This window comes from Streptomyces viridiviolaceus (assembly GCF_014650995.1).
Lineage (GTDB): Bacteria > Actinomycetota > Actinomycetes > Streptomycetales > Streptomycetaceae > Streptomyces > Streptomyces viridiviolaceus.
Genome location: NZ_BMWA01000014.1, coordinates 36,278 through 55,229 on the forward strand (window position 1 = coordinate 36,278; position 18,952 = coordinate 55,229).

At 71.7% G+C, this 18,952-nt stretch carries 15 protein-coding genes; 4 read left to right on the plus strand and 11 right to left on the minus strand.

Annotation, left to right across the window (positions count from 1 at the left end; genetic code table 11):
• The first annotated feature begins 17 nt into the window (after nt 1-17).
• Genes IE260_RS21335 through IE260_RS21345 form a run of 3 tightly spaced genes read left to right on the plus strand, consistent with a single transcriptional unit; the run spans nt 18 to nt 4,172 of the window.
• Nucleotides 18-1,712 carry an acyl-CoA dehydrogenase family protein gene (locus IE260_RS21335; RefSeq protein ID WP_189874243.1) on the plus strand — a complete coding sequence of 565 codons (1,695 nt, stop codon included), beginning with the start codon at nt 18-20 and terminating at the stop codon, nt 1,710-1,712.
• Nucleotides 1,705-2,940 (plus strand): CaiB/BaiF CoA transferase family protein, encoded by a 1,236-nt coding sequence (locus tag IE260_RS21340; protein WP_189874245.1) that lies wholly within the window; start codon nt 1,705-1,707, stop codon nt 2,938-2,940. Before IE260_RS21335 ends, IE260_RS21340 begins: the two co-directional genes overlap by 8 nt.
• Before the next feature lie 38 nt (nt 2,941-2,978).
• Entirely contained in the window at nt 2,979-4,172 is a 1,194-nt protein-coding gene (locus tag IE260_RS21345; RefSeq protein WP_189874247.1) for an acyl-CoA dehydrogenase family protein, read from the plus strand.
• Nucleotides 4,173-4,272: 100 nt separating this feature from the next.
• Here the strand turns inward: IE260_RS21345 and IE260_RS21350 are convergent, their stop codons facing one another.
• The 9 genes from IE260_RS21350 to IE260_RS21390 form a co-directional block, all read right to left on the minus strand.
• Nucleotides 4,273-5,547, minus strand: coding sequence for an SGNH/GDSL hydrolase family protein (locus tag IE260_RS21350; RefSeq protein WP_189874249.1), 1,275 nt, complete (start codon nt 5,545-5,547; stop codon nt 4,273-4,275).
• A gap of 142 nt (nt 5,548-5,689) precedes the next feature.
• A complete protein-coding gene (locus tag IE260_RS21355; RefSeq protein ID WP_229881053.1) occupies nt 5,690-6,805 on the minus strand; it encodes a hypothetical protein in 1,116 nt (371 codons plus the stop codon).
• Between the two features lie 396 nt (nt 6,806-7,201).
• Nucleotides 7,202-8,236 (minus strand): 2-hydroxyacid dehydrogenase, encoded by a 1,035-nt coding sequence (locus tag IE260_RS21360; protein WP_189874253.1) that lies wholly within the window; start codon nt 8,234-8,236, stop codon nt 7,202-7,204.
• Complete coding sequence (locus IE260_RS21365; protein ID WP_189874255.1) at nt 8,233-8,868, minus strand: histidine phosphatase family protein; 636 nt, start codon at nt 8,866-8,868, stop codon at nt 8,233-8,235. The genes IE260_RS21360 and IE260_RS21365 overlap by 4 nt, the downstream gene beginning before the upstream one ends.
• A complete protein-coding gene (locus IE260_RS21370) occupies nt 8,865-10,352 on the minus strand; it encodes an FGGY-family carbohydrate kinase (RefSeq protein WP_189874257.1) in 1,488 nt (495 codons plus the stop codon). The genes IE260_RS21365 and IE260_RS21370 overlap by 4 nt, the downstream gene beginning before the upstream one ends.
• The gene (locus IE260_RS21375; protein WP_189874259.1) at nt 10,349-11,848 is read right to left on the minus strand and encodes an FGGY-family carbohydrate kinase; all 1,500 of its coding nucleotides are present in this window, start codon (nt 11,846-11,848) and stop codon (nt 10,349-10,351) included. The genes IE260_RS21370 and IE260_RS21375 overlap by 4 nt, the downstream gene beginning before the upstream one ends.
• 5 nt (nt 11,849-11,853) lie before the next feature.
• The gene (locus IE260_RS21380) at nt 11,854-13,104 is read right to left on the minus strand and encodes a sugar ABC transporter permease (RefSeq protein ID WP_189874261.1); all 1,251 of its coding nucleotides are present in this window, start codon (nt 13,102-13,104) and stop codon (nt 11,854-11,856) included.
• On the minus strand, nt 13,101-13,913 hold the full coding sequence (locus IE260_RS21385; RefSeq protein WP_189874263.1) for an ATP-binding cassette domain-containing protein: 813 nt from the start codon (nt 13,911-13,913) through the stop codon (nt 13,101-13,103). The genes IE260_RS21380 and IE260_RS21385 overlap by 4 nt, the downstream gene beginning before the upstream one ends.
• Before the next feature lie 28 nt (nt 13,914-13,941).
• The gene (locus IE260_RS21390) at nt 13,942-15,015 is read right to left on the minus strand and encodes an ABC transporter substrate-binding protein (RefSeq protein WP_189874265.1); all 1,074 of its coding nucleotides are present in this window, start codon (nt 15,013-15,015) and stop codon (nt 13,942-13,944) included.
• Between the two features lie 301 nt (nt 15,016-15,316).
• Between IE260_RS21390 and IE260_RS21395 the strand changes: the two genes are divergently transcribed.
• Nucleotides 15,317-16,123, plus strand: a complete 807-nt coding sequence (locus IE260_RS21395; protein WP_189874267.1) for a DeoR/GlpR family DNA-binding transcription regulator — start codon at nt 15,317-15,319, stop codon at nt 16,121-16,123.
• A gap of 37 nt (nt 16,124-16,160) precedes the next feature.
• Here the strand turns inward: IE260_RS21395 and IE260_RS41745 are convergent, their stop codons facing one another.
• Together IE260_RS41745 and IE260_RS21410 are read right to left on the minus strand one after the other, a co-directional pair.
• The gene (locus tag IE260_RS41745) at nt 16,161-17,171 is read right to left on the minus strand and encodes a helix-turn-helix transcriptional regulator (RefSeq protein ID WP_229880996.1); all 1,011 of its coding nucleotides are present in this window, start codon (nt 17,169-17,171) and stop codon (nt 16,161-16,163) included.
• Between the two features lie 31 nt (nt 17,172-17,202).
• Entirely contained in the window at nt 17,203-18,903 is a 1,701-nt protein-coding gene (locus IE260_RS21410) for an amidohydrolase (RefSeq protein WP_189874269.1), read from the minus strand.
• Nucleotides 18,904-18,952: the final 49 nt, after the last annotated feature.

The window sequence follows — 18,952 nt, forward strand, 5'->3', positions numbered from 1 at the left end:
CCCGGAGAAACGTACACATGCCCGCCGACACCGCGCGCCCCGTCGACTTCGCCGACCGCGACCCCGCCCTGCGTCCCCTGCTCGACCGGTTCCTGACCGCCGAGGACCGTGCCCGGATCGAACCGCTCCTCGCCGAACTGGGCGCCCTCGCCGCAGGCGAGATCGACCGGCAGGCCGCCGTGGCCGACGCCAACCCGCCGAAGCTGCACGGCTACACGCCCGACGGCGAGCGCGTCGACACGATCGAGTACCACCCCGCGCACGACCGGCTCGCCCACTTCGCGTACGAGCGCTTCGGGCTCGCCGCGATGTCCCACCGGACCGGTGTCCACGGCTGGCCCACCCGCGTCCCGCACACCGTCAAGTACGCGCTGTCGTACCTCTACGTCCAGTCCGAGTTCGGCATGGCCTGCCCCCTGTCGATGACCGACTCGGCCGCCCGCATCCTGCGGCTGTTCGACCCCGAGCGGTACGCCGACGAGATCGCCGCGCTCTCCTCCACGGACCCCGGGCACCGGGCCACCGGCGCGATGTTCATGACCGAGAGGCAGGGCGGCACCGACGTCGGGCTGACCGAGACCGTCGCCACCGACCACGGCACGCACTGGACCCTCAGCGGCCGGAAGTGGTTCGCCTCCAATCCCGGCGCCGACGTCGTCCTCACCCTCGCCCGGGTCCCCGGACAGGGCGAGGGCACCCGCGGCCTCGGCATGTTCCTCGTACCTAGGACCCGTCCCGACGGCAGCCGCAACGCCGTCCGGATCGACCGGCTCAAGGACAAGCTCGGCTCCCGCTCGATCGCCAGCGGCGAGGTCACCCTGGAGGACGCCTACGCCACCCCCGTCGGTGAACTCACCCGCGGTTTCCGGCAGATGGCCGAGATGCTCAACGTCTCCCGGCTGTCCAACGCGATGCGCTCCACGGCGCTGATGCGCCGCGCGGTCCGCGAATCCGTCGACCACACCCGGGAACGCCACGTCTTCGGTGTCCCGCTGTTCGAACAGCCGCTGATGCGTGTGACCCTGCTGCCGATGGTTCTGGACGCCGAGGCCGCGCTCGCGCTCGTCCTGGAGGCCGCGGCCCGCCTCGACGACGCCGACGCCGGCGACGTCGAAGCACGTGAACTGGTCCGCGTCCTCACCCCGCTCGCCAAGTACACGATCTGCAAGCGCGCCCGCACCGTCACCGGCGAGGCCATGGAGATCCGCGGCGGCAACGGCTACATCGAGGACTGGGTCAACCCGCGCCTGCTGCGCGACGCCCACCTCGGCTCCATCTGGGAGGGCTCGTCGAACGTCATCGCCCTCGACGTGCTGCGCTGCATGCGACGCCAGAACGCCCACCGCGCCCTGGCGGGCACCTACACCGACCGTCTCGTGGACCTGCCCCTGCCCGCCGCCGAGCTCCTGGTCGCCCGCTGGGCCGAGGTGAGCGTCCGCGGCGACCGGCTCCTCGACGCCCCGGCCGGCGAGCAGCAGATGCGTATCGGCCGGTACGCGGACGAGCTGACCCGCACCGTCATGGCGACGCTCCTCGTGGAGCAGGCCGCACACAGGCCGTACGACGGCAGGGCGCTGCTCGTCGCCCACACCAGCCTCCGCCTGCTGACCGACCCCGAGACACTGCCGCATACTGCCCTGGACCACCTCGCCGCCCTCGCCGACGGCGGCGAAGTGCCCCTCTCCGCCGCCGAGGAGGCCCTGAATGCCTGAGACCGATCCTGTGCGGGAGCCAGACCGCGCACAGCCCGCGTCCCCGCTCGCCGGTATGAAGGTCGTCGACCTCTCCAAGATCCTCGCGGGTCCGTACGTCACCATGTCACTCGCCGACCTGGGAGCGGAGGTCGTCAAGGTCGAGCACCCCGAGGGCGGCGACCCGACCCGGCAGTGGGGCCCGCCCTTCAACGGCCCCGACGCCACCTACTACCTCGCCGCCAACCGCAACAAGCGCTCCATCACCCTGGACCTCAAGTCCGAGGCGGGCCAGGAGGTCGTCCACCGGCTGCTCGCCGACGCCGACGTCCTGGTGGAGAACTTCCGCCCCGGCAGCTCCTTGGCGAGGATCTTCGACTACGAGGAGCTGAGCGCCCGCTACCCGCGCCTGGTCCTGCTGCACATCTCGGCCTTCGGCGAGCTGGGGCCGCTGCGCGACGAGCCCGGCTACGACATGGTCGCCCAGGCCTCCGCCGGACTCATGTCGCTGACCGGTGAGCCCGCGGGCCCGCCCGTGAAGGCCGGGTACGCGATGGGCGACCTCGGCGCGGCCCTGTTCGGCCTGATCGGCGTCACCTCCGCACTCGTCGAGCGCGAGCGCACCGGGCGCGGACAGTACCTCACCACCTCGCTGTACGAGTCGCAGCTCGCCCTGCACATCAACTGGGCGACCGGCTACTTCGCGACGGGCGAGCGCCCGGCCCGGCTCGGCTCCGGACACCCCAGCCTCGTCCCGTACCAGGCGTACCCGGCGGCCGACGGCCACTTCGTGATCGCGGTCGGCAACGACGGACTCTTCCGGCGGCTGTGCACCACACTGGGCAGTCCCGCGCTCGCCGACGACCCGCGCTTCGCCACCAACCGGGCCCGCGTCGTCCACCGCGACGAGCTGAACGCCGAACTGATGGCGCTGCTCGCATCCGGCACCGTCGCCCACTGGTGCGAGGTGCTCAAGGCGGCGGGCGTCCCGGTCGCCCCGATCCGCGGCCTCGACGAGGTCTACGACTGCCCGCAGACCGAGGCGCTGGGCATGGTCCAGAAGGTCGACCACCCCGACGTCGGCCCCCTCCAGCAGGTCGCCTTCCCCGTCAACTTCCGCGGCGAGCGCCCGCCGGTGCGCAGCGCACCACCCACCCTGGGCCAGCACAGCCGCGAGATCCTGGCCGAACTCGGCTACGGCGAGACCGACATCGCCCGCCTGCTCGACGACACGCATCCCCGAACCTGACCGCCGTCCGGTCACCCGACACCCCTTCAGGAGACACCATGTCCGCAAGCTCCCCCCGGACCCCGCTCACCCCGTCCGACCCGCTCGGTCTGGAGAACCTGCTCACCGACGAGGAGCGTGCCGTCCGCGACACCGTGCGGCAGTACCTGGACGAGAAGGTCGAGCCGCACATCGCCGGCTGGTTCGAGTCCGGCGAGCTGCCCACGCTGCCCGAACTCGCCCGCGAATTCGGCAAGATGGGCCTGCTCGGCATGCATCTGGAGGGCTACGGCTGCGCGGGCATGTCGGCGCGTGCGTACGGCATCGCCTGCCGGGAGCTGGAGGCCACCGACTCAGGTCTGCGCTCCTTCGTCTCCGTGCAGGGATCGCTGGCCATGTTCGCCATCCACCGCTTCGGCTCCGAGGAGCAGAAGCGGGAGTGGCTGCCGCGCATGGCCGCGGGCGAGGCGATCGGATGCTTCGGACTGACCGAGCCCGACCACGGCTCCGACCCGGCCTCGATGCGCACCCGGGCCCGCCGCGACGGCGACGACTGGATCCTCGACGGCCGCAAGATGTGGATCACCAACGGTTCCGTCGCGTCCGTGGCCGTCGTGTGGGCACAGACCGACGACAAGGTGCGCGGCTTCGTCGTGCCCACCGACACACCCGGCTTCTCGGCGCCCGAGATCAAGCACAAGCTGTCGCTGCGGGCGTCGGTCACCAGCGAACTGGTGCTGGACGGGGTGCGGCTGCCCGCCTCGGCGATGCTGCCCGGGGCCCGCGGCGTCGGAGCCCCGTTGACCTGCCTCAACGAGGCCCGCTACGGCATCGTCTGGGGCGTGCTCGGTGCCGCCCGCTCCTCGTGGCAGGCAGCCGCCGACTACGCGGCCCAGCGCGAGCAGTTCGGCAAGCCGATCGCGGCCTTCCAGCTCACCCAGCAGAAGTTGGTCGACATGGCTCTCGAACTGCACAAGGGCACCCTGACCGCCCTCCATCTCGCGGCGCTGAAGGACTCGGACACGGGCGTCCACCCGGCGCAGATCAGCTTCGGCAAGCTGAACAACGTCCGTGAGGCCATCGAGATCTGCCGCACCGCACGCACGGTCCTCGGCGCGAACGGCATCTCGCTGGAGTACCCGGTGATCCGGCACATGAACAACCTGGAGTCGGTCCTCACCTACGAGGGCACCACCGAGATGCACACGCTCGCCCTCGGCCAGGCGCTCACGGGACACGCGGCCTTCCGCTGACTCGAAAGGTGGCCCGGGGCCCGACGGACGTCCGGCTCACGCCGGTGTCCTGAAGGTGCCCCCGGGCCAACCGCTCGGCGGCGCCGCCGACCGGGCTGCCTCAGCGATTGCGCAGGATCATGTCGAGGTCGATCGCGTCGGCCATGGCCTCGTAGCCCAGATCGCCCGGATGCAGGTGGTCGCCCGAGTCGTAGGCCGGGAGCATGGACGACGGGTCGGCGGGGTCGCGCACCGCCTTGTCGAAGTCGATGACGCCGTCGAACGCGCCGCTGGTACGGATCCACCGGTTGACGGCCAGGCGCTGCTGCTCACCGTAGGCGGTGCCGTAGTCGCCGCCGAAGCGGCCGTTGGAACCCATGAAGGGCACCAGTGTGCCGCCGTAGACCTTCAGCCCGCGGGCGTGCGCGCGGTCGATGATCTCCTGGTACCCGGAGATCAGGGACGGCGCGCCGGCACCGGCCGCGCCGATGTCGTTGATCCCCTCCAGCACGATCACGGACCTGACGCCGCTCTGATCGAGCACGTCACGGTCCAGGCGGTTCAGGGCGCTGCTCCCGAAGTAGTCCGGGACACGGTCGACCAGCACCTCGTTGCCGCTGATGGCGGCGTTGGCCACGGCAGGGACGGGGCCGGGCAGCGCCGAGAGGCGGCGGACCAGGTGGTCCGGCCAGCGGCGGTCGGCGTTCAGTGTGGAGGCGGCGCCGTCGGTGATGGAGTCGCCGAGGGTGATGACGGTGCCGTCGGCGTCGTGGTTGCGCACCACGTCGACGCCGTCGACCAGCATCATGCAGGTGATGGACGTCGGGTAGCCGGAGCCGCCCCTGCTGCCGGCGTGGTCGCCGGCGCCGGACAGGAAGCTGTGCTGCATGCCGAGGCGGTGGTTGGTGACGGGGCCGGTGGAGCCCGGTACGTACACGCTCACCGACAGGTGCGCGAGCTCCTGGACGCTCAGGTTCACCGGGTCGCTGAAGAGCTCCGCTCCGGCCGGCACGTCGACGGACTTCTTGCCCGAGAAGGTCAGTTCGCGCAGCGTGCCGGGCTGAAGGGAGGCACCGGTGCCCTGACGGGCCACGGTGGCGTGGCCGACGTGCAGGTCGCTCGTCCCGAACGAGTTGCTCAGCCGGACGCGGATGCGGTCTCCGGCGGCTCCGGTGGTGACGATGTTGCGGACCGTCCGGTCTGTCAGGCCCTCGGCACTGGGACACGTGGAGGTCGAGGTGCTGCCCCGCACCGGGCTGCCGGCCCAGGCCGTCGACCAGGGGCCGGCGGCGGCCCCGGAGTCGGCGGACGAAGGGGCGGCCACGGCGAGTGAAGCAGCCGCGGCGAGTGCGGTGGCGAGGGCGACGACGGCGGTGCGTGGGCTCGGTCTGGTCATGGCGCCTCCTGATCCGATGCTGGCGTAGGTGGCTTGCGGTCGCGCACGTGCCGTAGGGCGGGAGACGACGCGCCGGGTGACGTGCCGTCACCCGGCGGTCGGTGGAACGGGTCGGCCCGGGACTCGGATGCCCCGGAGGTCTTCATCGCACCCGCTCGAAGGGGGTGGGGGCCTTGCCTGTCCAGCGGTAGAGGTAGGCCTCGCCCTCCGACTTCGGTACGCCGCCGTCGTCCACGGGCCGGCCTTCGGCCACGTAGTAGTAGCCGCGGCCGAGGGCCTCGAAGCCGTGGTTGCCGTGGAACTCCCAGCCCCGGATCCCGGTGGCCGGGTCGTGCAGCCCGTCCGGGCGGAGGGTCAGCAGCTTGCCGGCCTCGGGCTCCGGCTGCCCGACGACCTCGCCGCGCTCGGGCTCGGCGGTGGCGTCGACGGTGAAGAAGGAGTAGTTCGGGAAGCCTTCCTTCTTCCCGCGGTAGACGGCCATGATCCAGTTCTTCGTGTACGGGTCGTACTGCAGGTTCTGCACGCCGTAGGTCGTGTTGCCGGTGTACGCGAAGTACTTCCCGTCGGGGCGCTCGGGGCCGCTGCGGTGCGGTGCGCTCTGGGTCAGCGGCCGCTCGTACTCCTGCCAGTCGCCGATGTCGTACTCGAGGACGACCTGGTGGTCGTTGTCGGTGCGGGAGGTGTTGGAGTAGATCCCGTAGGCGACCATGAGCTTCTGCCGACCGCCGTGCTCGCCGAAGCCAGGACCGAAGGAGACACCGTCGATGCCGCTGCAGCCGTAGCGGTGGTCCGCCGTGTCGGCGGTGTCACCGTCGAAGACGCCGTCGCCGTCCATGTCGGCGGTGAAGTCCTCCACCACCTCGTCGAGATGGACGGCGGTCATGATGCCGTCGGTCTCGGCGTCCATCCCGACCCGGTCGATCCGGTCCACGTCGAAGACGGCGATGTAGAACGCCTCCTCCGCCTTGTACTCCAACGACCCGTAGACGCGCCCGTCCTGGCCGTTGAGGTCGATGTCGCCGAGGTGGCCGGTCAGGCCCTCGACCGTGCCGACGACATTGCCCTGCAGATCGGTCTTCACCAGCATCTGGGTGAACGACCAGTACGCAAAGCCCTTCCTGGTGTCCACGGTGACGCCCTGCACATGACTGGTCGGCCACGCCCCGCCGCGGATGTGCGTCGGCAGCGACGGGGCGGCCGGCTTCGGATCTGCGGTGGCGGCGACGCCCGGTGCCGGCAGGAAGACCGCTGCGGCCATCGCGGCGACGACCACTGCTCTGCGTGTGCGCACGAGTGTTCCCTTCGTCGGGTACGTGGTGGGGACGACCATGAGGCAGTTCACAAGAGATCCGGCAACCACACGGGTGTCAACCGATCCCCGGAACTGCACAGTCGTGGTGCTGCTCTGTTCGCCCGTCATGTTCGCTCAGCCGGTGTTCACGAACATCGAATGCGTCGTACCTCCTTCGCAGGACGTGGCGCAGCACCGCTCCGCGAGGCGGAGGGCACCCACACGGAGAACGGGCCACGGGGGACGAAACGGACACGTGAAGCTCTGTTCACTTCACGTGGTACGAACAGGTGCCCCGCGAGGGCGGTTGCCGACGGGACCGGCTCGCGCGGCAGGCGGCGGGCGGGGTTCGAGGACGGCGGATCAGGCGGGACGGGTCAGGGCCTGCGGGTTGGCGCAGTGCTGCAGGGGGTGGCCCGTCAGGTAGCGGTCCACCTCCGCGGCGACGATCGCGGCGGCGTTCAGCGCGGTCTGCCGGCTGGCACCGGCGAGGTGCGGCGTCATGACGAGGTTGTGGGTGGTCAGCAGGCGCGAGTCCGCGGGAAGCGGCTCCACGGGGTAGACGTCGAAGGCGGCGCCGAAGAGCCGGCCGGCGTCGAGGGCGTCGCAGACGGCGTCGTAGTCGACCAGGGAACCGCGGGCGCAGTTGACCAGTACGCCGCCCGGGGGCATGAGCTCGATCCGCCGCCGGGACAGCAGGCCGGCGGTCTCCGCGGTGGCGCGGGCGTGGACGGTGACGAACGTGGCTCGCCGCATGAGGTCGTCGAGGTCGGTGAGCTCGTACGGGGCGACGTCGGCCGCTGCGGCGAAGGGGTCGGCCACGAGTACCCGGGCGCCGAAGCCGCTGACGATGCGGGCGACCCGGGAGCCGACGGCGCCGTGGCCCACGATGCCGACCGTGCTGCCGGCCAGCTCCGGGCCGACCTTGTCGTACATGTAGTAGTCGCCGCGCCAGGTGCCGGCGGTGAGGTCCGCGTGGGTGGCGGGGACACGGCGGGCCGCGGCCAGCAGGAGGCCGACGGTGTGCTCGGCGGTGGCCGAGGCGTTGCGGCCGGGCGCGAAGGAGACCGCGACGCCGTGCCTCGTCGCCGCGTCCAGGTTGGCGTTGACCGGCCCGCCTCTGCTGACGCAGAACAGCCGCAGGTCGGGGCTGGCCTTCAGGACCCGCTCGGTGAGCGGCGCCATCTGCGTGACGCAGATCTCCACCCCGTCGAGTGCCTCGATGAGCTGGTCCTCGGTGCCGGACGCCTCGTGCACCTCGGCGACGTCGCCGAAGGGCTCGACCGGCCAGGGCAGGGTGAGTTCGCGGACGGTGGCGTCGGGGGCGACAGGGCGCAGCCGGTCGCGGAACAGGGAGTTGCCGACGAAGTGGTCGCCGGCGGTCAGGATGGTGGTCACGTGGGTGCTCCTGGGATCACGGAGGTCACGGGGCGGTTCAGCGCCAGCAGCGAGGGCACGCCGTCGCGGAGGATCAGTTCGTTCAGCGCGCAGTTGGCCAGGAAGGGGAACACCTGGCGGTAGGAGCGCAGCGGCAGTCCCAGCAGGCGGCAGAGGGTGAGCCGGATCGCCGTGGAGTGGGCCACGACGAGCACGCGGCCGCCCTCGGGGTGGGCGGCCTTCAGGTCGGCGAGGAACGCCAGATAGCGGTCGGTCGCGGCGAGCGGGTCCTCCCCCTTGGGGAAGTGGTTGCGCACCGGGTCGTCCTGGAAGGCGGCGAGGTGGTCGGGGAAGCGCCGGCTCATCTCGTCGCGGGTCAGGCCCTCGGCGATGCCGAAGTCGAGCTCGCGCAGCCGCGGGTCCACCTCCAGCGGCAGCCCGGTGTGCGTCGCGCTGCCCCGCGCGGTCTCCTGGGACCGCACCTGTGGGGAGGCCCAGACGGCGGTCAGCCCCGCCTGCCCGGCCCATTCGGCGAGCGCGCGGGCCTGGGCGTAGCCGCGCTCGGTCAGGGCGATGTCGGTGCCGCCGGCATACCGGTTCTCGGCGTGCCAGACGCTCTCCCCGTGCCGTACGAAGACGACGTGGAGGGTCATCGCGCGGTCCTCTCTCGCGCGTGTGCGGCGACCGCGCCGGGGAGCCAGCCGCGCTCCGCGAGCAGGTCGAGCAGCTTCAGGTAGCGCTCCTCGTGGATGGTTTTCACAGAGCTCCGTGGTTCGAGGGTGTGGTCGGGGCGCACCATCGCGGCGGCGGCTTCGTCGAGGGTGTCCCGGGTGGACGCGGCCAGGACGGCCATGCCGAGCGCCGGCTGGGCGTGGCGCGGCAGGGTCACCGGACGCTGCAGCACATCGGCGCGGAGCTGGTTCCACACGGGGTTCCGGGTCGCGCCGCCGGTGAGGACGACGGCGCCGTCCGTCGGTGCGCCGAGGTGGTCCAGGTAGTCGAAGCAGAGGCGTTCGACGTACGCGGCCCCCTGCAGCAGCGCGGCGAACGCCTCGGCCGGTGAGGCGGGCTCCCGGCTGGAGAAGGCGCGGGCGTCCGGGGCGGCGAAGGGGAACCGCTCCCCCGGAGAGACCAGCGGGTAGCGCAGCAGGTCGGTGGGGAGCAGCGGCGCGGCCTCGGCGGTGAGCCGGTCGAGGTCGGCGTGCGGGAAGTCCCGGGCGATCAACCCGGCGCCCACGCTGGAGGCGCCGCCGGGCAGCCAGTGGCCCGAGGGGGAGCGGTGGGAGTAGACGACGCCGTGCGGGTCGCGTACGAGGCTCCTGCTGACGCCCTTGAGCACCAGGGTGGTGCCCATGACGGAGTTCCAGCTGCCGACGGCGGTCGCGCCGGAGCCGAGTTGCGCGGCGCAGCCGTCGGTCATCCCGGCGACGACGGGGGTGCCCTCGGCCAGGCCGGACTCGGCGGCGGCGGCCGCGCAGACGCTGCCGATGACCGTGCCGGGCAGGACGAGCCCGGGCAGCAGCCCGGGCGCGATGTCCAGCGCCGCGAGCACCTCCTCGGGCCACGCCACGGCCGCGGCGTCGGCGCCGGTCTTCAGGGCGTTGCTGGTGTCGGTGGGCACGTCGTGCCCGACGAGCGCGCGGTTGACCACGTCGTTCTGGTGGACCAGCCGCCAGCCTTCGGCGCCGGCCCGGGGGTGGCGGTCGAGCAGCCAGCGCAGCTTGGGCAGGCCCCAGGAGCGCTGCATCCGGCGGTAGCCGGCTTTCTTCCACTGCCGTTCGCCGACGGCGTTGACCTGGTCCGCCTCGGCGGAGGCGCGGCCGTCGTCGTACATCAGGGCCGGGGTCCGGCACCGGCCGCCGCGGTCCATCAGGGCGATGGTGCCGGAGGTGGCGTCGACGGCCATGCCCCGGACGCGGCCGAGGTCGGCGCCGGCGGCGCGGGCCCGGCCGAGCGCCACGCACACCGCCGGCCACCAGGACTGCGGGTCCTGCTCGTGGCGGTCGCCCCGGCGGAGGCTGCTCAGCGGGGCGGAGCCCTCGCCCAGCAGCCGGCCGCCGGAGGCGGCGACCACGGCCCGGACGCCCTGAGTGCCCAGATCGATGCCCAGCCAGGCGTCCTCGTCGTGCTCGGTCATGCGCCGACACCACCGGTGGGGCCGCTCCCGCCGCCGTCGTGCCAGGCCGGCCGGTGCGTCCGCCGCAGCCGCAGGAAGCCGCGGTACCGGTCGCCGTAACCGTCGACGGCCTGTGCGTCCGGTTCGTAGGTGGCGGCGGTGCGCACATGCCGGGCGGCGGCGGTACGGAAGTCCGGCTCGCGGCCGGTGGCCACCAGGCCGGTGAGCCAGGCGCCGCGGGCGCCGACCTCGGCGTCGGCGGGGACGGTCACGGGCAGCCCGGTGACGTCGGCGATGAGCCGCATCCAGAAGTCGCTTCTGGTGCCGCCGCCGCAGAGCGCCAGCCGGTCCGGCAGGGCGGGCGATGCGGCAAGGCAGTCGCGGATCGCCATGGTCACCCCCTCCACCAGCGCGCGGGCCACGTCCTCCCGGCCCGCCTCCAGGGACAGGCCGGCCAGCGAGCCGCGGGCGGCCGGGTCGAAGAACGGCGCGCGCTCGCCGGCGGGGGAGAGATACGGCAGGAACCGCACCCCGGCCGCGTCGGGCCGGCCCTGCGCGGCCAGGGCCATCAGGTCGGCGACGGAGTCGAGGCCGAGCATCCGGGTTCCCCAGTCCAGTACGTCGCCGCCGCACATGGTGGGGAACGCGCGCAGGTAGCGGTCCGGCACCCCGAGGGTGACGGTGATGCCCACCGGCTCCTCGGTGACCACCTCGTCGGTGACGATCTCCGTGGACAGGGTGGTGCCGAGGATGCAGCAGGCCTGTCCCGCGGACACCGCGCCGGCGCCGATGGCGGTGGCGCAGATGTCGTACGGGGCGAGCACCACGGGGATGTCGGCCGGCAGTCCGGTCTCCTCGGCCGCCGCGGCGGTCAGAGCGGTGACGCGGTGGTCGTCGTCACGCAGGTCGGGCAGCAGCCGCCGGGCCCAGGGCATGCCGTACAGCTCGGGCAGCCGGTCGGACCATGCGCGCTTGCGCACGTCCAGGAACGGCGCCGAGGCGTCCGACTCGTCGATCGCCGGTTCGCCGGTCAGCCGCAGAAAGAGCCAGCCGCCGCAGGTCAGCACATGGCTGGAGCGCTCGATCCGCTCGGGGTCGTGGGCGCGCAACCAGGCGAGCGCGGCATGCGGCATGCCGGTGGACAGACGGGACCCGCAGACGCGGAACGCCTCCTCCACGGTGCCGTCGAGCTCCCAGGCGGTGAGCAGGTCCGCGGCCCTGCCGTCGTTCCACAGCACGGCCGGCCCGGTGGGGCGGCTCCGGTCGTCGACGAGCCAGGCACCGTCGCCCTGGGCGGTCACGGCGACCATGCCGGGCGGCTCGGGCAGCCGGGCGGCGACCTCGCGGGTGGCGTCGGCCACCGCGGCCCACACCTCGGCCATGTCCTGCTCGGACCAGCCCGGGTGCGGGCGCAGCACCCGGGTCGGGCGGCGGCCGACGGCCAGTTCGGTGCCGTCGTCGGTGTAGCCGACGGCCTTGACGAGCGTGGTGCCGGCGTCGATGGCGATCGCGGTCACCCGCCTCACCCCCTTCCGTGTGCCCGCCGCGAGCGGCGGGCGGCGGAGTCGAGGGCGACGGCGACGAGCAGCACCGCGCCCGTGATCATGAACCGGTACGAGGAGTCGAGGTTGAGCAGCGTGAGGCCGCTGGAGATCGACTGGATGACCAGCACGCCGAGGAGCGCGGCGAAGGCCGAGCCGCGCCCGCCGAACAGGCTGGTCCCGCCGATCACCGCCGCGGCGATGGCGTTGAGGTTGACGTCCGCGGTTCCGGTGCTCTGGTTGGCCGCGGCCAGCCGGGAGGCGAAGAGGATGCCGCCGAGCGCGGCCAGGCCGGAGCACATGACGAACGCCGAGGTGTAGACGCGCGGCACGTCGATGCCGGCCCGGCGGGCGGCCTCCGCGTTGCCGCCGACCGCGTAGATCGACCGGCCGAACCTGGTGTGGCCGAGCGTGTAGTGCACTCCCAGCACCAGGGCGACGAAGAGGACGAACATCCAGGAGACGCCGCGCGTGCGGTTCAGGTAGTAGACGGCGAACAGCAGGACCGCGAGCAGCAGCAGCGACTGCGCGAGCAGCCACTGGACCGACGAGGAGAACAGGCCGGCGCGGCGGCGCCTGAGGCTGCGCGCCCACCCGACGGCCAGGAACCCGCCGGCGGCGGCGACGGCCAGCAGATAGGACAGCCAGCCGGGGACGAACCACACCTGGGCGAATTTCACCAGGGCGGAGTCGTACGGGATGTTGATCGCGTTCTGCCCGCGCAGCAGCCACAACTGGGCGCCGAGAAAGGCCAGCAGCCCGCCCAGGGTGACGACGAAGCTGGGCACACCGAAGCGGTTGAACGCCTGCCCGTAGATCCAGCCGATCAGACAGCCGGAGGCCACGGCCACGAGGATCGCCAGCACCATGGGCTGTTCGTACCGGACCATGACGACCGCCGTGGTGGCGGCGGAGACGCCGCTGACCGAGCCGACGGAGAGGTCGATCTGGCCGGCCAGCAGCACACAGACGATGCCGAGCGCGATGACGCCGAGCGGGACCATGTCGAAGGACAGGTTCACCAGGTTGGTGCTGGAGAGGAACGTCTGGTTCAGCGCCTGGAAGATCGTCCAGATCACCACGATGCCGGCGACGACGGGCAGCATGCCCAGGTCGCCGTCGCGGACGCGGCGGGCCGCGGCACGGATGTTCCCGCCGATGCCCTGCGGGGCGGCGAGGCGTTCGTCCTGCGGGTCGGTGGCCGGTGCCACCGGGGTGTCGAGAGAGGTCACGGCACTTCCTTCTCTGTCCGCGGGGCGGCACGGCGGGCGGCGCGTCGCGCGACCACGTTGTCTGCCGCGCCGGTGATCGCGGCCACGACGTCCTCCGACGAGACGTCCGCGGCATCGAACACGCCGTTGTTGCGGCCCAGCCTGAGCACCGCGACGCGGTCGGCGACCGCCCGGACGTCCTCCATGTTGTGACTGATCATCACCACGCCGAGCCCGTTCTCGCGGAGCCGCTCGATCAGGTCGAGCACCTCGGCGGTCTGTGCGACGCCGAGGGCGGCCGTGGGCTCGTCGAGGAGGATGACCTCGGGGTTGCCCAGCAGGGACCGGGCGATGGCGACGGTCTGACGCTGACCGCCGGAGAGGGCGGCCACCGGCACGTCGAGCGTGGGTATCTTCGCGGAGAGCTCGCGCAGCAGCCGCCAGGAGTCCTTCTCCATCGCGACGTCGTCCAGCATCCAGGGACGCAGCTCCTGGCCCAGGAAGAGGTTGGCCTTGACGTCGAGGTTCTCGCACAGTGCCAGGTCCTGGTAGACAGTGGCGATGCCCATGTCGTGGGCAGCGGCCGGCGAGTCGAGGCGGACCTCCTCGCCGCGGAAGAGGATGGTCCCCGCGTCGGGTGTGTAGACGCCCGAGAGGACCTTCACCAGCGTCGACTTGCCGGCGCCGTTGTCCCCGACGACGGCCACGACCTCACCGGCCGCGACGTCGAGGTCGATGTCGGTCAGCGCGGCGACCGCGCCGAACTGCTTGCAGATCCCGCGCAGCGACAGCACGGCGTCCGTGGCCGCGCGGGGAGCGGAGGCTGTCATCGTGGCCCTTTCTCGCTCGGGGGGTGCGCTACTTGATGCCCAGCCGCTCGCAGCCGGCGGCGTACTGGCGGGTGCACACGTCCTCGACCGCGAGCACTCCCTCGGGTCCGAAGATGACCTCCTTGAGGTTCTCCCGCGTCACGACCGTCGGTTCGAACAGCTGTGACGGTGTGTCGAAGAGCGTGGTGTCGGCCTTCGGCTTCTCGCCCTGCATCAGGTCGTACGCGACGTCGGCGGCGGCCTCGGCGACGATCTTGAGCGGCTTGGAGATGGTGTTGTACTGGTCACCCGCGACGATGCGCTGGACGGCGGCCAGCTCGGCGTCGTTGCCGGTGATCGGCGGGACGTCCACCTCCGCGGCCTTGAACGCGGCGATCGAGCCTCCGCCGGTGCCGTCGTTGGCCGCCACCACGCCCGCGATGCGGCCCCGGTACTGGGCTATCTGCCCGCTCACCCACTGCTGGGCCTTCTCCGGTGACCAGTCCGGCGTGTCGTACTCGGCGAGCAGCTCCAGGCCGCTGTCGTCGACGGCGTTGTGGATGCCCTTCTTGATCAGCCCGGCGGCCGCATCCGTGGGCGAGCCGTTGACCTGGAGCAACCCGCCCTCGGCCTTGGTCTTCTTCAGGTGGTCGACCAGGGACCGGCCGATGGACTCGCCGATGGCCTCGTTGTCGAACGACACGTAGAAATCCGCCGGCTTGGCGGGGATGGGACGGTCGTAGGCGACCACCTTGACGCCCTGTGCCTGTGCCGTCTGCACGATCGTCGCCGCGGACCCCGAGTCCACCGGGTCGAGCACGAGCACCTTGGCGCCCTGGGCCATCGCGGAGTTGGCCTGTTGCTGCTGGAGCGAGGCGTCACTGTCGGCGTTCTGGTAGATGACCTTGCAGTCCGCGCACAGTTCGGCCATGCGCTTCTTGAACAGCGGCGCGTCGTACTGCTCGTAGCGAGTGGAGGCGAGGTCGGGCATCAGGAACGCGACCCTGCCTGAACCCGAACCCCCGCCCTGCGCGGATCCCGCGGTGCCCGGCTCCTCGGCGCACGCGGTGAGGGCGCCCAGCGCGAGGATGCCGGAGAGAGCAAACCCGGGCAGTTTCCTCATGTTCCACTCCTTCGTGGGGCCGTTCCGGGGACGGTAGATTGCTGTGAGGTAACACACACGTAACCTGTGGACTCGCAAAAGTGTCAACTAATCCCTCGAACTGAACATTCAGGGTTGGCATTTGACTGCTTACGATGTTCGTTGAGTCGGTGGTATCGAACATCGGTGTGCCGTGTTTGTTGTCAACTGTGCGGTGATGCAGCCCAGTTGTGCCCCTATCGCTTCGCGGGATCACGACAGGAGGGACGAAACCGACGCGCCCGAATATGTTCTCTCCACAGAAAACGAACAGGAGTCTTCCATGGGGGAAGAAACGCAGTCGGCGGCCGACGGGGGAGGACGAAAGCCGCGCGAGCGACGGGAGCAGATCAAGAGCCGCGTCGTGGACGAGGGTTTCGTCCGGATCGAACAGCTCGCCGAGGAGCTGCGCGTGACCCCGATGACCATCCGCCGCGACCTCGACCACCTCCAGGGCGAGGGCTGGCTGCGCAAGGTGCGCGGCGGGGCGACGGCGCAGCCCTCGACGGCGTTCCACGGGGACGTCCGCCACCGCACGCGGACCATGGCGGAGGAGAAGGAGGCCCTCGCCCGCACCGCGCTGCCCCTGGTCGAGCCCGGGCAGTCGGTCATCGTCGACGACAGCACCACGGCGCTCGCCCTCGCCCGGCTGCTCGTGCAGCGTGCGCCGCTGACGGTCATCACCAATTTCGTACCCGCGACCCAGATCCTCGCCGGCAGCCCGGGCATCGAGCTCATCTCACTCGGCGGCACCTACTACCCCGCTTACGACGCCTTCCTCGGCGTCCGCACCGTCGACGCCGCGAGCAGCCTGCACGCCGACACGCTCTTCGCCTCGACGACCGCCATCACCCGCGGCCACTGCTACCACCAATCACAGGAGACGGTGGCGGTGAAACGGGCCTTGATGGCGGCGTGCCACCGCAAGGTCCTGCTGGTGGACCACACCAAGTTCCGGCGCCGCGGCCTCTACCAGCTGGCCCCCGTGACGGCGTTCGACCTCGTCATCGTCGACCCCGGCATTCCGTCGGCCAACCTCGATGCGCTCCAGGCGGAAGGTGTGGACGTCCTCGTCGCCGGCCGGGACTGATCCGGTGCGCGGTGCCCGTGAGGGGGCGGGACGCCCGTCAGGGCGGCGGTTCGACGCCCCAGGCGGCGGCGCGACCGGCCGCCGCGGCTCGGTTGGGCAGGGAGAGTTTGGTCAGGATGTGCTCGATGTGCGTCGCGACGGTCCGGGGCGTGACGAAGAGACGCTCCGCGATCTCGCGGTTGGTGCGCCCGTGGGTGAGCTCGGCCAGGACCTGGAGCTCGCGCGGGGACAGGCCGGCCGGACAGGCGACCGGACGGCACACGACGACGGTCGAGGCGTTCCGGCGCGACAGCCGCAGTTCGAGCAGCCTCCCCTCCAGCGGGACCAGGAGCGTCGTGGGGAGCGACCGCCGGGTCAGCGCGTCCCGTACGAGCCTGGTCAGTGGGGAGTCGGCCTCCTCGAATCCAGGGGGAACGTCCCCGCTGACCGGAGTCGGGGCGGTCGACCGGCAGTCCGCGAGAGCCACCGCGCAGGCTGCCGCCGCGGTCCCTTCGGACCCGTCCTGAGCTGCCGGGTCCGTGCCCGCACCGGTCACCGGATCCGCGACCGACGCCAGGCACTCCGTGAGCAGTGGTACCGCGGCCCGCGCCGGATGCCGTCGGCGCTGCACCCGCTTCGTGCTGACGTTCAGCATGCCGACGTACCTGCCGTCAGGGGCGAAGAGGCAGTGCGCCACCCCGTCCTCGATGCCCAGCGGCTGGAGTTCCTCCCGGAACCCGGGAGAGGTCAGCCGTTGTGGCTCCGGCACGTCCCGGAGCCACAACGGATCCCCGCCCGACCTGCGGATCAGGGAGAACACCGGGTCGTCGTGGAGCCTCGTCTCGATGTAGGCCGTGGTCTCGGCCGGGTAGCTGCTCGCCAGTGTGCGGTGCCGCCGGTGCAGCGGATCCCAGCGGGACAGGGAGGCGTGGTCGTAGTCGATCACACCCGACAACGCCTCCAGCACCCTCCCGGCGCCGCTGCCGGGTTGTTCCGAGACCTCCGTCGCCGCCCTGCGTACGCGCAGGGCGGCGTCCAGGACGTCGGCCGTACTCCGCTCGGTCTCCATGCGGTCAGGATGATCAACCGGCGGACGGCAGTCAATCCGCCAGGGTGTCGTGCACGATCTCGCCGTCCACGGCGGTCAGGAGCACCGGCATGTGCGGAATGTCGTGGGGATCTGCGGAGAGCAGGTCTCCGCCGAGGACGCACAGGTCGGCGACCTTGCCCACCTCCAGGCTGCCCTTCCAGTCGTCGGCGAAGTCCTGCCAGGCGGGACGGATCGTGTAGGTGCGCACCGCCTCGGCGAGTCCGATCCGCTGGTCGGGACCGCTGACCCGGCCGCTGGCCTTCGCCTCGCGCAGCAGCATCGTCGCGATGCCCTGGCGCCAGTCGGGGAAGGTGACGGGGGCGTCCGACCCGCTGGTCACCGGCACACCGGCGGCCACGGCGTCCCGGTAGGGCCAGGCGTACGCGGCGCGCTCGGCCCCGACGAACTCGACCTCCATGTCGGCCACGGTCCACTTGATCGTGGGGTTCATGCAGACCCCGAATCCGTGCTCGGCGAGTGTCTTCATGCTGCGCGCCCCGAGGAAGTCACCGTGGATCACGTAGTGCCGTGCGTCGGGGCGCGGGTGCTCGGCGGTCGCGGCGGCGAAGGCGTCCACGACGGCGTCGATCCCGCGGTCGCCCGTGACGTGGACCCCCAACTGGTGACCGGCCGCGTGCGCGTGCCGGACCATCGCGCGGAGCTCGGCGACGCGGTCCTCGTCGGTGTCACCGCCCACGCACAGGGAGCCGCATCCACCGCCCGTGTAGGGCTCGTGCATCCACGCCGTCTTGTTGGGCACGATCCCGTCCGCGAACAGCTTCACCCCGAGGACGTTGAGCCGGCGCGGATCGCTGACCGCCGTGTCGATCCCGTCCAACGCCTCGACGAACTCCTCGGCGGTGCTCGCCATACCGGTGGGCAGCAGCAGCACACTGACGCGCGCGGTCAGTTCGCCGTCGGCGAGCAACCGGCGGTAGACGTCGAAAGTGCTGGTGGAGAGGGCACCGCGATAGAGGGAGTCACCGCCCGGACCGAGGCCGGGCTCGGTGTAACTGGTGATCCCGAGGCGGGCCAGCGTGGCCAGTGTCGACTTGATCGCGGCCGCGCGTATGTCGGGAGCCAGCGCCGGCAGGACCCGCTGGACGAGTTCCTGAGCCCCCTCGTACAGCAGGCCGGTGGGCTCGCCGGCGTCGTCGGTGACGATGAACGCCCCGGGCGGGACCTCCGTGTGGCGGTCGATGCCGGCGAGGGCCAGCGCCGCCGAGTTGACCCAGCTGGCATGGCCGGAGAAGGAGTGCAGCAGGACCGGGTGGTGCGGGCTCACGGCGTCGAGGTCGTGACGCGTCGGCATGCGGGAGGGGTCGGCCACGCACTCGTCGAGGTATCCGGTGTCCCAGCCGTTCCCGACGATCCACTGACCTGCCGGTACGCGCTCGGCCGCCGCGGCGACCTCCCTGGCCACGTCGGCCAGGGACTTCACGGTCGGGTGAGTGAGGTCCAGGGACAGCGGAGGTGTCGTCAGCCCGAAGGAGCAGCCGTGCAGATGGGCGTCGTTGATCCCGGGGAGCAGCGTCGCACCCTTCAGGTCGACGACCCGGGTCGTGGGGCCGATGGACGCCGACACGTCCTCGTCGCCGCCGACGGCGCTGATCAGGCCGTCGGTGACGGCGAGGGCCGACGCGACGGTGAAGTCGGGGTCGACGGTGAGGACGGAACCGTTGAGGAAAACCAGGTCCGAGTGGGTAGACACGAGTGGTCCCTTCGTACGTGCAGTTGCCACCCGAGCTGCCGAGACGCCG

Coding starts and splice junctions, on each gene's coding strand:
- IE260_RS21335 (WP_189874243.1), top strand. CDS start 18: ATGCCCGCCGACACCGCGCGCCCCGTCGACTTCGCCGACCGCGACCCC.
- IE260_RS21340 (WP_189874245.1), top strand. CDS start 1,705: ATGCCTGAGACCGATCCTGTGCGGGAGCCAGACCGCGCACAGCCCGCG.
- IE260_RS21345 (WP_189874247.1), top strand. CDS start 2,979: ATGTCCGCAAGCTCCCCCCGGACCCCGCTCACCCCGTCCGACCCGCTC.
- IE260_RS21350 (WP_189874249.1), bottom strand. CDS start 5,547: ATGACCAGACCGAGCCCACGCACCGCCGTCGTCGCCCTCGCCACCGCA.
- IE260_RS21355 (WP_229881053.1), bottom strand. CDS start 6,805: ATGGCCGCAGCGGTCTTCCTGCCGGCACCGGGCGTCGCCGCCACCGCA.
- IE260_RS21365 (WP_189874255.1), bottom strand. CDS start 8,868: ATGACCCTCCACGTCGTCTTCGTACGGCACGGGGAGAGCGTCTGGCAC.
- IE260_RS21370 (WP_189874257.1), bottom strand. CDS start 10,352: ATGACCGAGCACGACGAGGACGCCTGGCTGGGCATCGATCTGGGCACT.
- IE260_RS21385 (WP_189874263.1), bottom strand. CDS start 13,913: ATGACAGCCTCCGCTCCCCGCGCGGCCACGGACGCCGTGCTGTCGCTG.
- IE260_RS21390 (WP_189874265.1), bottom strand. CDS start 15,015: ATGAGGAAACTGCCCGGGTTTGCTCTCTCCGGCATCCTCGCGCTGGGC.
- IE260_RS21395 (WP_189874267.1), top strand. CDS start 15,317: ATGGGGGAAGAAACGCAGTCGGCGGCCGACGGGGGAGGACGAAAGCCG.
- IE260_RS41745 (WP_229880996.1), bottom strand. CDS start 17,171: ATGGAGACCGAGCGGAGTACGGCCGACGTCCTGGACGCCGCCCTGCGC.